Source organism: Pseudomonas sp. OA65 (genome assembly GCF_017498305.1).
Taxonomy (GTDB): domain Bacteria; phylum Pseudomonadota; class Gammaproteobacteria; order Pseudomonadales; family Pseudomonadaceae; genus Aquipseudomonas; species Aquipseudomonas zanjanensis.
Window position 1 is genome coordinate 29,710 of the sequence record NZ_JAGDEZ010000017.1, and the last position, 13,153, is coordinate 42,862.

The 13,153-nt window shown below is 60.9% G+C and carries 17 protein-coding genes; 1 reads left to right on the forward strand and 16 read right to left on the reverse strand.

What is annotated here, in order from left to right; genetic code table 11:
• Nucleotides 1-39: 39 nt before the first annotated feature.
• Nucleotides 40-1,158 carry a TIGR00730 family Rossman fold protein gene (locus J3361_RS16165; protein WP_207965422.1) on the forward strand — a complete coding sequence of 373 codons (1,119 nt, stop codon included), beginning with the start codon at nucleotides 40-42 and terminating at the stop codon, nucleotides 1,156-1,158.
• A gap of 46 nt (nucleotides 1,159-1,204) precedes the next feature.
• Here J3361_RS16165 and recX read toward each other — a convergent pair whose 3' ends face one another.
• The 16 genes from recX to J3361_RS29805 all read right to left on the reverse strand — a co-directional run bounded on the left by recX (nucleotide 1,205) and on the right by J3361_RS29805 (nucleotide 13,104).
• Nucleotides 1,205-1,672 carry a recombination regulator RecX gene (gene recX, locus J3361_RS16170; RefSeq protein ID WP_207965423.1) on the reverse strand — a complete coding sequence of 156 codons (468 nt, stop codon included), beginning with the start codon at nucleotides 1,670-1,672 and terminating at the stop codon, nucleotides 1,205-1,207.
• 8 nt (nucleotides 1,673-1,680) lie between these two features.
• Entirely contained in the window at nucleotides 1,681-2,733 is a 1,053-nt protein-coding gene (recA, locus tag J3361_RS16175) for a recombinase RecA (RefSeq protein WP_014336835.1), read from the reverse strand.
• Nucleotides 2,734-2,816: 83 nt separating this feature from the next.
• Nucleotides 2,817-3,317, reverse strand: a complete 501-nt coding sequence (locus tag J3361_RS16180) for a CinA family protein (RefSeq protein ID WP_207965424.1) — start codon at nucleotides 3,315-3,317, stop codon at nucleotides 2,817-2,819.
• 71 nt (nucleotides 3,318-3,388) lie between these two features.
• Nucleotides 3,389-3,925: a lysis system i-spanin subunit Rz gene (locus tag J3361_RS16185; RefSeq protein ID WP_207965425.1), complete on the reverse strand. Its 537-nt coding sequence runs from the start codon at nucleotides 3,923-3,925 to the stop codon at nucleotides 3,389-3,391.
• Nucleotides 3,907-4,470 carry a glycoside hydrolase family 19 protein gene (locus tag J3361_RS16190; RefSeq protein WP_207965426.1) on the reverse strand — a complete coding sequence of 188 codons (564 nt, stop codon included), beginning with the start codon at nucleotides 4,468-4,470 and terminating at the stop codon, nucleotides 3,907-3,909. The genes J3361_RS16185 and J3361_RS16190 overlap by 19 nt, the downstream gene beginning before the upstream one ends.
• A 271-nt stretch (nucleotides 4,471-4,741) precedes the next feature.
• A complete protein-coding gene (locus J3361_RS16195; RefSeq protein ID WP_207965427.1) occupies nucleotides 4,742-5,758 on the reverse strand; it encodes a contractile injection system protein, VgrG/Pvc8 family in 1,017 nt (338 codons plus the stop codon).
• Nucleotides 5,759-5,767: 9 nt separating this feature from the next.
• A complete protein-coding gene (locus J3361_RS16200; RefSeq protein WP_186728883.1) occupies nucleotides 5,768-5,980 on the reverse strand; it encodes a tail protein X in 213 nt (70 codons plus the stop codon).
• A complete protein-coding gene (locus J3361_RS16205) occupies nucleotides 5,973-6,356 on the reverse strand; it encodes a phage tail protein (RefSeq protein ID WP_207965428.1) in 384 nt (127 codons plus the stop codon). Before J3361_RS16205 ends, J3361_RS16200 begins: the two co-directional genes overlap by 8 nt.
• Nucleotides 6,356-8,533: a phage tail tape measure protein gene (locus J3361_RS16210; protein ID WP_207965429.1), complete on the reverse strand. Its 2,178-nt coding sequence runs from the start codon at nucleotides 8,531-8,533 to the stop codon at nucleotides 6,356-6,358. The genes J3361_RS16205 and J3361_RS16210 overlap by 1 nt, the downstream gene beginning before the upstream one ends.
• Before the next feature lie 6 nt (nucleotides 8,534-8,539).
• Entirely contained in the window at nucleotides 8,540-8,665 is a 126-nt protein-coding gene (locus tag J3361_RS29720; protein WP_003184823.1) for a hypothetical protein, read from the reverse strand.
• Nucleotides 8,662-9,228, reverse strand: coding sequence for a phage tail assembly protein (locus J3361_RS16215; protein ID WP_207965430.1), 567 nt, complete (start codon nucleotides 9,226-9,228; stop codon nucleotides 8,662-8,664). Before J3361_RS16215 ends, J3361_RS29720 begins: the two co-directional genes overlap by 4 nt.
• A 156-nt stretch (nucleotides 9,229-9,384) precedes the next feature.
• Nucleotides 9,385-9,891, reverse strand: coding sequence for a phage major tail tube protein (locus J3361_RS16220; protein ID WP_186705528.1), 507 nt, complete (start codon nucleotides 9,889-9,891; stop codon nucleotides 9,385-9,387).
• Nucleotides 9,891-11,057, reverse strand: coding sequence for a phage tail protein (locus tag J3361_RS16225; RefSeq protein ID WP_207965431.1), 1,167 nt, complete (start codon nucleotides 11,055-11,057; stop codon nucleotides 9,891-9,893). Before J3361_RS16225 ends, J3361_RS16220 begins: the two co-directional genes overlap by 1 nt.
• 2 nt (nucleotides 11,058-11,059) lie before the next feature.
• Nucleotides 11,060-11,269 carry a hypothetical protein gene (locus J3361_RS16230; RefSeq protein ID WP_207965432.1) on the reverse strand — a complete coding sequence of 70 codons (210 nt, stop codon included), beginning with the start codon at nucleotides 11,267-11,269 and terminating at the stop codon, nucleotides 11,060-11,062.
• Between the two features lie 99 nt (nucleotides 11,270-11,368).
• Nucleotides 11,369-11,779 carry a phage tail assembly chaperone gene (locus J3361_RS16235; RefSeq protein ID WP_207965433.1) on the reverse strand — a complete coding sequence of 137 codons (411 nt, stop codon included), beginning with the start codon at nucleotides 11,777-11,779 and terminating at the stop codon, nucleotides 11,369-11,371.
• The gene (locus tag J3361_RS29805; RefSeq protein ID WP_347709635.1) at nucleotides 11,773-13,104 is read right to left on the reverse strand and encodes a glycine-rich domain-containing protein; all 1,332 of its coding nucleotides are present in this window, start codon (nucleotides 13,102-13,104) and stop codon (nucleotides 11,773-11,775) included. Before J3361_RS29805 ends, J3361_RS16235 begins: the two co-directional genes overlap by 7 nt.
• Nucleotides 13,105-13,153: the final 49 nt, after the last annotated feature.

Sequence of the window (13,153 nt, forward strand, 5' to 3'; positions counted from 1 at the left end):
CTCGTTCGGGCCGGGGTCCTGTTAAGAAGGAGAAGCTGAATGCCTTATAAACCGAATGACCTGCTCAGCCGTCATTTTGAGAACCACGGCCACGACCTCACCCGCAAGGTCGAAGAACAACTCAACCTGGTATCCCCAGACAGCCCCAACCTCCCCATTTACCGTGACATGATCCTGACTGTGCTGCGCATGGCCCAGGAAGATCACAACCGCTGGAATGCCAAGATTACGCTGCAAGCCCTGAGGGAATTGGAACACGCCTTTCGTACGCTCGAACAATTCAAGGGCCGGCGCAAGGTCACGGTCTTCGGCTCGGCCCGAACGCCCATCGAACATCCGCTGTACGGCCTGGCCCGAGAGCTGGGCGCTGCGCTGGCCCGCTCGGACATGATGGTCATCACCGGTGCCGGCGGTGGCATCATGGCCGCGGCCCATGAAGGCGCAGGGCGTGACCATAGCCTGGGCTTCAATATCACCCTACCTTTCGAGCAGCACGCAAACCCGACCGTTGAAGGCACGTCGAACCTGCTACCGTTCCACTTCTTCTTCACCCGCAAGCTGTTTTTCGTCAAGGAGGCCGACGCACTGGTGCTCTGTCCCGGCGGTTTCGGCACGCTTGATGAGGCGCTGGAAGTCCTGACGCTGATACAGACCGGTAAAAGCCCATTGGTACCGGTGGTCCTGCTGGATGTTCCCGGAGGCAAGTTCTGGCAAGGCGCCCTGGATTTTATCCGCGAGCAGCTGGAGGAGAATCGCTACATCCTGCCCACAGACATGAAGCTCATGCGCCTGGTGTACAACGCCGAGGAGGCCGTGGAAGAGATCAACCAGTTCTACCTCAACTTCCACTCCAGTCGCTGGCTCAAGCATCAGTTCGTGATCCGCATGCATCACAAGCTAAGCGAACAGGCCATGCAGCAGATGCAGGTAGATTTTGCCGACCTGTGCCTGAACGATTGTTTTCACCAACATGACTACAGCGGTGAAGAGCATGACGAGGCCCGGTTCAGTCATCTGACACGGCTGACGTTTGCCTTCAACGCCCGCAACCACGGTCGCTTGAGGGAACTGGTGGATTACATCAACCTGCCGGAAAACTGGGCCCAGCCCGCCCAGAAGACTCACCCGCTCACATGGGAGCCGATCAAGGTAACCTGAGCCCATAAAAAAACGGCCCGCTATCGAAATAGCGGGCCGTTTTTATTCAATCATCCATACCGCGACCGCTGAACAAGCGGTTGATCATTTCCATGGAATACCCTCGGTACGCCAGGAAACGCCCCTGCTTGGCTCGCTCTCGTGCATCGATGGGCAAATGCCCTGAGAACTTGCGACGCCAGGTATCCGTCAATTGCTCCTGCCAATCGATACCGCTTTCGCGCAGGGCGAGTTCGATATCCGGGCGTTGCAAGCCGCGCTGGCCCAGCTCCTCACGAATGCGCAAAGGACCGTAGCCGGAGCGAGCACGATAAGCGACGAAGCTTTCCAGGTAACGGGACTCCGACAGCAAGCCCTCTTCAGTCAAGCGGTCGAGGGCTGTGTCGATCAACTCATCGGTTGCGCCGCGCTGACGCAATTTACGCGTCAGTTCGACCCGACCGTGCTCGCGTCTGGCGAGCAGGTCCATCGCGGTTCGCCGCACCGCGACGAGGGTATCGAGTACGGCGGTCATCGGATCAATCAGATGTCAGCGTCGGCCAGGTCGTCAACGGGCTCGCGATTAGCCACGGACTTGACGTCTGCCACCGGGCTCAACAGCTTGTCACGCAGCTGCTTCTCGAGGGCCGCGGCAACTTCCGGGTTATCCGCCAGGAACTTGGCCGAGTTGGCCTTGCCCTGACCGATCTTGGTGCCGTTGTAGGCGTACCAGGCGCCCGACTTCTCGACGAAACCGTGCAACACACCCAGGTCGATCATCTCGCCATTGAGGTAGATGCCCTTGCCGTAAAGAATCTGGAACTCGGCCTGACGGAACGGCGAAGCCACCTTGTTCTTCACGACCTTGACGCGGGTTTCGCTGCCGACCACTTCATCACCTTCTTTCACCGCGCCAGTACGGCGGATGTCGAGGCGAACCGAGGCGTAGAACTTCAGTGCGTTACCACCGGTGGTGGTTTCCGGGCTACCGAACATCACGCCGATCTTCATACGGATCTGGTTGATGAAGATCACCAGGCAGTTGGCGTTCTTGATGTTACCGGTGATCTTGCGCAGGGCCTGGGACATCAGGCGAGCCTGGAGGCCCACGTGCATGTCGCCCATTTCACCTTCGATTTCAGCCTTTGGTACCAGTGCTGCCACGGAGTCGACGATGATCACGTCAACTGCGTTGGAACGCACCAGCATGTCGGTAATTTCCAAGGCTTGCTCACCGGTGTCCGGCTGGGAAACCAGCAGGTCATCGACGTTGACACCCAGTTTGCCGGCGTATTCCGGGTCCAGGGCGTGTTCAGCGTCGACGAAGGCGCAGGTCGCGCCGGCTTTTTGGGCCTGGGCGATCACGGACAAGGTCAGTGTGGTTTTACCGGACGATTCAGGACCGTAGATTTCAACGATTCGGCCTTTTGGCAAACCGCCAATGCCAAGCGCAATGTCCAGGCCCAGGGAGCCGGTGGAGATGGAAGGAATAGCCTGACGGTCCTGATCGCCCATACGCATTACGGCACCCTTGCCGAATTGACGTTCGATCTGACCCAAGGCCGCAGCCAAGGCTTTCTTCTTGTTGTCGTCCATTAAAGTCCTCACGTAATCAATAAGGCCTGGCGGCCAACACCTGTATAAGTAGCCAGTATTATTCCACAGCGATCCGGGATCGCCTACCCCTGATTTGAGATTTCTACGGCGGCATGTTGTAACAGCCCGTCTAGCGCGGCCTTCACCGTTTGTCGGCGGACCTCGTCGCGGTTGCCGGGAAAGAAATTCTGCTCGCTGTACACCGCCTCGCCAACCCTCCAGGCGATCCACACGGTACCCACCGGTTTGCTCGGCGAGCCCCCGTCCGGCCCGGCCACGCCGCTGACCGCCACGGCAAACCGCGCCAGGCTTTTGCGCTGGGCACCTAGCGCCATGGCCTCGACCACCTCGCGGCTGACCGCCCCCACCGTCTGAAACAACTCGGCGGGCACATCCAGCTGCTGGCTTTTCTGACGATTGGAATAGGTGACATAACCGGCCTCGAACCAGGCCGAACTCCCGGGGATCCGCGTGATCGCCTCGGCAATCCCCCCGCCCGTACAGGACTCGGCTGTGGTCACATGGGCATTGAGCCGCTGCAGGCGCCTGCCCAGTTCCGCGGCCAGTTCGGTAATGTCGTCCATGGTGCTCTCCTGATTCCACGCAATTGGGGCCTACCGTACACGAGCGCTCGAAGCTTGCAAGGCTCGCCAGACTACTGACCCAGGGCCCTGATGTAGGCCTGGCAAGCCTGCAACGCGATCAATCCGCGGTCACCGGCGTCGGTGATGGCGATAATTCGTTGAGCATGCGCCGGGTCAAGTCGGGCGCGTGGGGCGCCATGATCCATGCCGCCGGCGCGGGCGGCGGCAGGCACTGCACAACCGGCGGCAACATCGTCGGCGTCGAGGAGGACTGACAGCCGGACATCGGCAGTAGCAAGGCGATCGCGCAGGCGATCCTGGTCACGTTGGGCATCGCTCAAGGCTCGGTAATGGGTTTGTTCGCTGGCAGCGAGTTGTAGCTCCAGGGCCAGGCGCTTGTCCTGCTCGGCCTTTTGCTGCATCGCCGCCGCCTGGGTAATTTGATTCAGCGTTTCGGCCTGGGCCTGTGCGAGTCGGGCCAGTTGCTGACCGTAACGCCAGTCCTGAAACCGCCACGCAAGCAGCGCCGAACCGCCGGCCAGCAGCGCGAGCAACACGACAACGCCCAGGGCACGGGATGAAAAGGGCATCAGGTCGAAGGTTGGCACAACACCTCCTTCGCCCGCGCCCACAATTGCAGGCGATCCTCCAGACCGTTCAAACCGCCGTTGATACGACGGGTGATGGTGTTGAACTGATCGCGGTCGGCCAATTCGTTCAAGCCGTTCTGCTCCCAGAACCAGGCGGCGGATTCGGCGGCCCATTGCGGCCGTTCAAGAAGCTCAGGCAAGGCCAGCAGGCGTTCGTCGCCGAACAGGCCGAGGCTGCAACGCAGATAGTTGTCGTGGCCGGTAATCTGGATGAGTCCTCGGCCGCGATACTTTTGACCGTCACCGTCAGCCTGGGGCGAGTTGCCCAGGCGAACGGCCAGGGTTCCGGTATCGTATTTTCCAAGGTACTGCTCGCTGCCTAGCTCGCGCACATAACGCAATTGTCCTGACTCATGACCGACCTGGGCCAGGAACGCGGCCATTCGTTTGACGCTGATGATCCGATAACGGTCCATGGCAGCGTTCAGGACCGGTGCAAAAACGCTGGCATTGGCGCCGGCGCTCGGGAGGATTTGCAGCAGTTGGGCTCGCGTGACGAGCATGGCATTCTCCTTGATTGTCCCAATGCTGGATCGGCTTCAGAAAAACTGCGTGAGGATCGGTGTGATCTTCATGGAGGAATTCCAGTTATTGAGAAGTTGCAGTCGAGGGAGACCTGTGGGAGCGAGCTTGCTCGCGATAGCGGTGGGTCAGTCGATATCAAAGTGACTGAGCTGACGCTATCGCGAGCAAGCTCGCTCCCACAGTGGTTTTTTCAGTGGCCACAAAAAATAGTTCGCCACAGAATCAAGCTCGCTCCCACAGGAAATGGGATCAGCCCTTGGCGTCCAGGCAGGTCGCGTCAATGGTGCAGCGGTAGCTTTTTTCCCGGTCGCCACTGGCGGTGACCTTGTCGATCGACCAGCGACCGCGCATGAAGTCCGGCCAGGACGGGTCCAGCAGTACGATGCCCTCGGCGGACAGCCCCGGGTTGCCAGGGCACTCGATGTTCACCTTGAGGGCTTCGCGCTCCATCCTCCGCACCTCGCCTTCACCGGCGGCGCGGGCGTCGTCTGCGCTCTGAAAGCGTTGGCGCAGGGTCTTGAACGGCGCGATGCCGCTCTGCTCGACCCGTAGCTTGCCCGCCGCCGGATCCCACCAACTGGTCTTGCAGCCCTGGTACTTGGCTCGGGCGGTTTCATCAAACTTGGCGGAAATGAAGGCGTGGTCGCCCGGGCGATTGTTCGTCGTCACTGACAGTTTCATCTCGGGCAGGACCTTGCCCGACAACGACTTCGCCTGGCCGCGCCGGGCCAGCACATACAACTCGTTGACCGGCTTGGCGACGGCGTCATAACGATGGGCCAGGCGCGTGAGGAACCCCATGTCGGTTTCGTTGGTCTGGTCGATGTGCTCGATTTTTATCAGTGAGAGGTCCGGCGCCACACGGGGGGAAAAGCCGTGCCTGGAGGTCAACTGACGAAACAGCGCCCCCAGGGTGGTCGGGCCATGGCTGACGGATCGGCGCTGCTTGAAGCCGGTCTGGTCCGCCGCGCTGAACGGCGCCGCCATGGCCACCAGAACGAGTTGCAGGGGAAACAGGAACGGCGTGCGCCGGGTGATGACAAACTCGCCTTTGTCCACCAGCCCCGACTCCAGATAACCGACCCGCAGGCCGATTTTCCCGCCCAGGCTGGGCAACCCTTCAAGCCCTTCCAGGCTGATGGTGAGCGTCAGTTGATCGGACTCGATCCCTGCCGCATCGACATGCTCCCACTGGAGCAGGCGTTCGTTGAGCAGCGCGGCGTTCGCGCCATAAATCTCCACCGCAGGCGTAAAACCCAATGCCATGTCGCCTCCTTAATCCCAGGCCGAAACCGGTGGGGTTGCCACGGGCTTGAGGTCCACTTCCGGCAAGACCACCCACACACCCGCCGGCAATACCGGGCCCCATTCAGCCAATCCGGGATTGAGACGCCAGAGCGCCTCCTCGACGAGGTCGTCGCAACGTTCCAGCTCGCGGTACAGCAACAGATTCACCGAATCACCGGCAATACTTCGAACCCTACGCATTGGCGAACTCCTTCAATTCAACCACCCAGCCGACCACCATCGCCGTGCCGTCATCAATGATTGCGGTCTGGGTTTCCGTGACATTGTTGATCTGCCACAGGCCCCAGTTGCGGCCGATGCCATCGACCAACGGCAGTGGGACGCGCTGCGCCTGCAACGCGCGCAACTCATCGAGGCGATCCATGGCGGTGGCGTACATCGATTTGCCGGTGATCGTCAGCCCTTGCAGGCCTTGGCCGATCTGGCTGGACTTGGGCTTGCTGGTGAGGATATCGATGCTTTTCCAGCCACCGTCCGACGTATGCACCAATTGGTGGTACGCAAAATTTCTCGACAGGCCAAAGATGAAACTGCCGAGAGCCATTTGTTGACGCATCACGTACCTCCGTCGGTCAGGGCCGCGTCACTGCGCATGGCCAGTGAGTTGGGCATGGATGTCAGGCCGAACTGGCCGCTGATCTGTTGCACGACCAGGTTCGCCAACTGACTCGCACTGGCCTGGTCCTGGCCGTTGATGTAGATGTTCGCGGTCAGGGTGTTCTGTTGAGTGGTGGTCTGGGCATTGGTCAAGTCTTTGCTGACCTGGTCCGGAGCGGCGAGCCTGTCGACCGGGGCGACGAGTTTTTCCCCCAGAGACGCGCCGGCATCGCTCCCCAGCCAGCCGCCCAGCAGTCCGCCAATCACACCGCCAATGGCCGTGCCGAGCACCGGCACGACACTGCCCAACGCAGCACCGGCCGCTGAACCCGCCGCAGCGCCGGCCCAGCCGCCACCGGCGGCTCCCAGGCCTGCGCCCATCATCCGTTTGTCGCCGGTCAGTACACCCTCGGCCACATCAGCGACGGCGCCGACTATTTTCAATGGGCCGGGCGCACGGCGAGTCATCGAGCGTAATGAGGCCGTTGGTCCGAGGGATAAACGTCTCGCGCTCCCCACCGAACCTCGTGCACTGACGCGTATTTTCGGCCCTTTCGTGGGTTCGGGACGCTGGTTGGCATTGCTTGTATCCAGCTTGCCCACCCGAGGATTTCTGAAATCTTCGGAGATCGCTTCACCCAATCGACCGGGAAGGTGCGGAGCGGCCCTACCCAACACCCGCTTGGCCACCTGACTGGAGATCTCATCCCCTACCGCCTTGAGCAACGCGCCCACCAGCGGTTTGATCGCCGCGCCGATCAACACGATGGCCGCGGCGGCTTTGGGTGAGGACTCTGCCAATTCACTCATGCCATCGGCCAGCGAACCCAGCCCCTGAAATGAGCTACCCGCCGAAGGCATCAGCGCGTTTCCCGTGGCCAAGGACAAACGCTCATTACGGGCGTTGAGGATATTCAGTTGGCCTTGATGGGTTTTCGACAGCGCCAATGCATCCTGCCGCACCGAACCGTCGTTGCCCAATTGTGAAGTGGCGTATTGGCCTGGGTCTTTCACCTGCAAGAAAGCCGCGTTCACATCGGTCAGCTTCTGCGCCATGCGCAGCACGGCTTCATCGCCATGGCTGAAGAGCGTGGTGGCAAGGGCCGAGCGCTTCTCGGCCGGTTGCGCATTCAAGGCCGCCAGCACCGTCATCACCGTGCCAGGCGCCGTGTCCTTGTCACGCAAGCCGCTCGCCACCGCCGTGGGCTCCAGGCCTAACTGTTTCCAGGCCGTTTGCTCGGTGGCGGAGACTTGACCACCCTTGCCCAGGGCCGTCGCGAAGCTATCCAGCGCCACGCCGGCTTCCGCTTGTTTGGTCCCGGTATTGAGCAATGCCGCCGTCACCGCTGCGGCTTGGGCAGGGGCCAGGCCTGCCGTCGTTGCAGCCGCACCGTCACGCTGCAAGACCGCGCCGATCTCTGCCGGTTTCGCACCATCGGGTAGCTTGCCCAACTGGTTGGTTGCATCCGCCAAGTCAAAGGCTTGAGCACCGTTGAGCTTCATGGAGATGCGCCAGTCGGCCAGCATCTCGGCAACCTCCATGGCCGGCCTCTTGGTTGCCGTCGCGATGACGGCAGCATCCGAGGCGAAACGCGACAGCTCCGACGGTCGGTCCGAGGCCTTGGCTAAATCGTTGCCGATCCCTTTGCTGGCCGCCAGGCTTTGCATCTTCACCACTTCAACCGCCGTGGTGCCCCCGGCCGCCACCAGCTTGGCGGTAGCGACATGCCGGGTTGACTCAGTCGTCTGTTCGATCTGGCGAGGGGTAAATCCGGTGACCTGCTTCAGATCGGCCATGGCCGAGTCCATCGCTATCGCAGGTTTGAGCAGCGCCGGTGGTTCAATACCGCCACTGGACTTGCCCTTTGACTCACCCGCCGACTCGCCCTTGGCGCCGGTTCCCATTGTTTGGGAGAACAATCGTTGCGCCGAAAGCTTCACGGTCAGCGACTCGATCGCCGTGGTCAGCAACCCGAGCTTGAGCCCGAGTTTTTCCAGCGCCAGATCGAGACTCGCCAGTTGATCCCTGGCGAACGCGCCTTGTGCCGACACGCCACTGGTGAGGCTGACATTACCGAACGCCAACCCAGGCTCATTGAAGGTTGCGTATTTGAGCGAATATCTATCGTCCGCCATCCCGCTCTACTCCTGTTTCACGCCAAGGCGAGTGATCGCGATGTCGTAGCGGCGCAAGGCCTTGCCGGCGTCCCACTCCAGAATTTCCGCCTCACTTACCGAGTAAATGAGCGGCACCACATCGAGGATCACTTCGATGTCGCGCTCCGAAAGAAGTCCGCCGGTTTGTTTAAAAAATCGTCGATGCGTACCTGAAGTTGTGTCCAGTCGGGCACGGTCAGCAGGCCCAGATCGGGAATCATCAGGCCGGTGCAATGGGCGGTGATGAACTCGGCGCGTTCCTTGGCCGTCTTCAGTTTCTTCATGGCCTTGGTGGCGCGCAGTACCGGCATTTCCAGGGTCAGCGCAGTCATGCTACGGCCAGCGATGTCTAGCGGTTGCAGCAACTGCACTTGGTCGGGATCGACCTGTGGATCATCCAGGAAGTACGACGCCGGGCGCGTGGACATTTCATGCACGTACTGGGCAATGCTCACGTAGTCCGGGCGCTTGAGCTGGTCGAGTTCCTTGACCGACAGGCCGGTCGCCAGTTTGGCCAGCTCGAAGAACTGCTCGTCTTCGTCATCGCCAGCGCGGGCCAGGGCGTCTTTTTGCGCGGCGTAGTACAGCGGCTTGAGTGGGAGCTGCTCGATCTGCGAGCCATCGTCACCGGTGATCGGCGACAGCAGCTCATGGGTAGGGGGCATCCAGGACATGAAATCAATTCCTTGGTGAAGCAGCGTGGACGAGCCACCTGTGGGAGCGGGCTTGCTCGCGAAAGCGGTGTGTCAGTCAACATTGCTGTTGAAGCTGATGGCCTCTTCGCGAGCAAGCCCGCTCCCACAGGGACTGTGTCTAGCCAGCTGGTTTGTTTAAGGCAGCAACACCGCACGGCGTGCATCGCCAAGAATGTCGACGCCGTTGAGCACGAACTTCTGGGTGCGCACGTCGATGTCGATCACCGGGACGCCGTTTTCCAGACGGTTGTAAGTGCGGCAGGACAGCTCAAGATTGGTCTTGGGCTTCTCGTTCATTTTCAGCGGGGTTTCCTCGAGGGATTTCAACTTGCCGCCCACCGTGTGATAGGTGAACCAGGTGTTGCCGTCCTGGTCCTGGCCGGCTTCACGCACGTTGAGCAGAATGTCCTCGCCCACCGTCACACCCAGCGCCAGCATGACTTCCGGACCGAGGCCTTGCAGCGTCAGCTTGGCCGTCAGCACCTTGCCGCCCTTGGCCATTTCCTCGCCAATGAAACGGCCGCCACGCATCTCTTCCATGTCGAATTCGATTTTCGGCGGGGTGAAATCTTCCACGGTCGCCGACAACGGCAGGCCCTGCAGGGTGGCCGCGATGGCCTGTCTTACGCGGTTGGTAAACATTAGAGAACGTCCTCCAGGAACTGCTCGATGATTTCATCGCGGGCATTGAGTTGATAAATCATGTGTTCGTTCGGCGCGTAGCGGCCGTAGTCGATGACCACGTACCAGGTGCCGTTCTTGTACTTCTCGACGCTGTTCAGTTCCGGGTGCAGGTACACGCTGCCGCCGGGAATGGTTTCGTCGGCCACCAGGGTTTGCAGCCAGTCGTTGATGCGCTTGACCTCCTGGTCCATGAACGATTTGGTCAAGTTTTTTGCCATGGCTTTCTGGCCGGCCTTCACCAGCTTGCGGCTGATGGCATCTTCCAGACCGACGTAGCTGATGAACTTGCCGGTGATGGAACGGTTACCCAACAGCGAGAAGCCGCCGAGGATGGTCCGGGCGTAGTAGCTGACGCCGTAGCGGTTGAGCAGATCGCCTTCGGTGGAGGTGTCGAGGATGTTGTATTCCACGGTGCGGGAAACGTCTTCGGCGAAGGTCACCTGGTTGCCCGGACTCTCCCATTGCTTGACCTTGGCAAGCGCGGCAATCGCCAGGCTCGACGGGGCCAGGAAGACGTTTTTCTTCGCAGCCTTGGAGTACACGGCCGGCATGTTGTGCACCACCAGGCAACGGTCGAAACCGAGGTCGGCGCCGCCCAGCTCCTGGCTGTAGGTCACCTGGTCGGCGACCGAGGCATCCTTGCCATCGAGCACCACGCGGGCCTTGATGCGCTTGCCAAACGAAGCGAATTCGCTGGCCACGGCCTTGGTGCCGGTGAAGCCCGGCGCGCCGATAATCGTCAGGTCTTCCGCGACGCCACTCAACGCGGCCAGGCCCAACTTGCGCCCGGTCTGCGCCTCGATGCCGCCGATCACGTTGTTCTGCGTGTCGGCCAGGGTCGCGCCCTCTTCGACGATGACCACATAGACCGGCACCTTGACCACTTTGAGGATCTGGTAGACCGCCTGGAACAACGTACCCGCCTCGGCACCGGTCGGGTCCAGCTGGGCCTGGGTGGTGAAGCTGTTGATACGGAACGGGGTGTTTTTCGGAATCAGCGGGTTGGCATTCGGCGCGGTGCCGACCAGACCGATGACGTTGTCACCCAGGCCACCCATGGCCTCGGGAGATTCGGTGGCATTGACGGTAATGCCGTTGTGCTCGAAGTTCAAAACCTCAGCCATGGTTATTCAGCCTTCTTGGTGGTGGCCTTTTTGGCCGGGTTGGATGCAGAAGCCGGTTCGACGACTTCGGTTTTTTTCAGCGCCAGGCGACCGGCGCTGTGCAAGGCGTTGGCCTCGACGTCAAGCAGGTCGAGCTCCTGGCCGGCGGTAGACCAGTGCCCACCTCCGGTGGGGAATGGGAGGAGCACGGTGTAGGTTTGGCGTAGTGCCATTTGGGTTTGTCTCCATATATGAAAAAGCCCCTGGGGAAGGGGCTCTTGGGTGTTGTTGAAATTTGACGGTCAAAAAAATGCCCCGTGGTGCGGGGCGATTTATTGGGTTTGGCTGGCGAACCAGGGCAGCACGACGGGGCGGTACTGGCTGTCGGGGAAACTAGGTGACTGCGGCCAATCCCGGAGGGCCTGCCGGTAGATAAGCAATTCGGAAAACTGAGCGTCCGTCAGGGTAGTCGCCTGTTTCAAGTCCTGTTCATCTCGATGACGTGTCACGAGCCACTCGCTGGCGTGCATCTGCGCGTCGCGCCAGGCTCGCTCGCTGGCGGCCAGGGAGTCACCCTCCCTCACCGGCTCGACAAATGCCTCCCCGTCGTACCGCCATCCGTGCCTGACTTCTTCGCCGCATGGCTTCCACATCAAATCCGGGTGGAAACGTCCTGCGGGATCGACCTCCGTCACCTCATGCACAACGCTGTCTTGTATCAATGCCCACATGTTGATCACCATCTGATAACTACTTGGCCGGGCGACCCATTGCCGCCGTTGCCGTTTTCATTGCCGCCGCCCCCGCCACTGCCGGCAAGCGTACTGGACGTACCGGCCTGGCCAATCGAACCTGCCCCTGCGCCGTAACCCCGGCCGCCGGCGCCATGTCCGCCGCCGTATATGGAAGTCCCATTATCGTGGCGAGTGGCGTGTCCACCCGAGCCCAGGGTGGTATTGATATCTCCACCTGATCCAAAGCCTGCTGGGCCGCCCCACCACTTCGACGCACCAGCGCCGCCCGTGGCACTCATGAAACTGCCGAAAGACGATGCATTGCCAGGCGCTCCGTCGCCATCACTTCCGGCCCAGCCAGCCCCACCAGCGCCGACAGTAACCGTGACAGAGGAAACGCCGGTCAGGTCTACCAACCCTTCGGCAATCCCGCCGCCACCTCCGCCGCCTCCGCCGTGGGAGAAGCGCCCGCCACCGCCACCACCGCCGAATACCGTCACCCAGACCTTCCTGACGCCAGCTGGCACTGCCCAGGTAAACACCCCGGCGGCCTTATAAGTCTGAGTTGCCTTGAAAGGACCGTGTCGACTGGTTGTAATTTCCTCCCAGTCTTTCCACTGCCCATCCTCACGACGCGCGCGGACCGCCATGCCAACCTCATCCCCCGACATTCCCCCAATCAGCGTTTGTGTCAGACGCTCGCCGGCATTGGACAGGCCGGAAACCCTGAGGCCGTAACGTCGTGTAGGGCTCCAGCCGGGCGGGATGTTGAGCTGGCCTGACGTGGCTGTCAGGTAATCACCCGGTATCGTGTAGTCATTCAAATCCAGCGCGGTACCAACGATTGCGCGGCCCACTCCAAACGCCCCTGGAGTAAGCATTGCGCCCGGGGTCAGATCGAGCGGGTTAGCTTGTTTAGGAGTGTTGTTGCTGCTCCATATCTGCGCCCAAGGAGTCCAGACACCACTAGCAGTACGAGTACGTATACAAGTAATCGGTAGGATGGAATTCACCAACGAATCCCAAACCTGCGTAGCCATGTTGCTGCTGCCCCGCTCCATGTGGAACACGGTGCCCTGGGGAATCTGCCCCGTGCCCTGCTGTGGGGGATATTCCGGCTTCGTTCCCGTGGTCGAAGCGCTGACTAGAAACACACCGTTTTCCACGAGGCTATCGATACTCCCGGTGTAGCTGTAGGCAGAGCCCCCCAGGCCATAACGAGCCATGACAGCCCGAACCCCTCCATTGAACGCAGTAGACAACGCATCCGGAACCGATCCGTTCTCCGCATACCAAGTGATTCCCGCGCCGGTCGACAACGTGATGCTGTCCATCGTCTTGAGCACCAACTGATTGGCAGCAATACCTGCCACATAATCCGTA

Bases quoted from the DNA above. Each gene is read 5' to 3' on its own strand.
- J3361_RS16165 (WP_207965422.1), top strand. From the start codon at position 40: ATGCCTTATAAACCGAATGACCTGCTCAGCCGTCATTTTGAGAACCAC.
- recX (WP_207965423.1), bottom strand. From the start codon at position 1,672: ATGACCGCCGTACTCGATACCCTCGTCGCGGTGCGGCGAACCGCGATG.
- recA (WP_014336835.1), bottom strand. From the start codon at position 2,733: ATGGACGACAACAAGAAGAAAGCCTTGGCTGCGGCCTTGGGTCAGATC.
- J3361_RS16180 (WP_207965424.1), bottom strand. From the start codon at position 3,317: ATGGACGACATTACCGAACTGGCCGCGGAACTGGGCAGGCGCCTGCAG.
- J3361_RS16190 (WP_207965426.1), bottom strand. From the start codon at position 4,470: ATGCTCGTCACGCGAGCCCAACTGCTGCAAATCCTCCCGAGCGCCGGC.
- J3361_RS16195 (WP_207965427.1), bottom strand. From the start codon at position 5,758: ATGGCATTGGGTTTTACGCCTGCGGTGGAGATTTATGGCGCGAACGCC.
- J3361_RS16200 (WP_186728883.1), bottom strand. From the start codon at position 5,980: ATGCGTAGGGTTCGAAGTATTGCCGGTGATTCGGTGAATCTGTTGCTG.
- J3361_RS16205 (WP_207965428.1), bottom strand. From the start codon at position 6,356: ATGCGTCAACAAATGGCTCTCGGCAGTTTCATCTTTGGCCTGTCGAGA.
- J3361_RS16210 (WP_207965429.1), bottom strand. From the start codon at position 8,533: ATGGCGGACGATAGATATTCGCTCAAATACGCAACCTTCAATGAGCCT.
- J3361_RS16215 (WP_207965430.1), bottom strand. From the start codon at position 9,228: ATGTCCTGGATGCCCCCTACCCATGAGCTGCTGTCGCCGATCACCGGT.
- J3361_RS16220 (WP_186705528.1), bottom strand. From the start codon at position 9,891: ATGTTTACCAACCGCGTAAGACAGGCCATCGCGGCCACCCTGCAGGGC.
- J3361_RS16225 (WP_207965431.1), bottom strand. From the start codon at position 11,057: ATGGCTGAGGTTTTGAACTTCGAGCACAACGGCATTACCGTCAATGCC.
- J3361_RS16230 (WP_207965432.1), bottom strand. From the start codon at position 11,269: ATGGCACTACGCCAAACCTACACCGTGCTCCTCCCATTCCCCACCGGA.
- J3361_RS16235 (WP_207965433.1), bottom strand. From the start codon at position 11,779: ATGGTGATCAACATGTGGGCATTGATACAAGACAGCGTTGTGCATGAG.
- J3361_RS29805 (WP_347709635.1), bottom strand. From the start codon at position 13,104: ATGGACAGCATCACGTTGTCGACCGGCGCGGGAATCACTTGGTATGCG.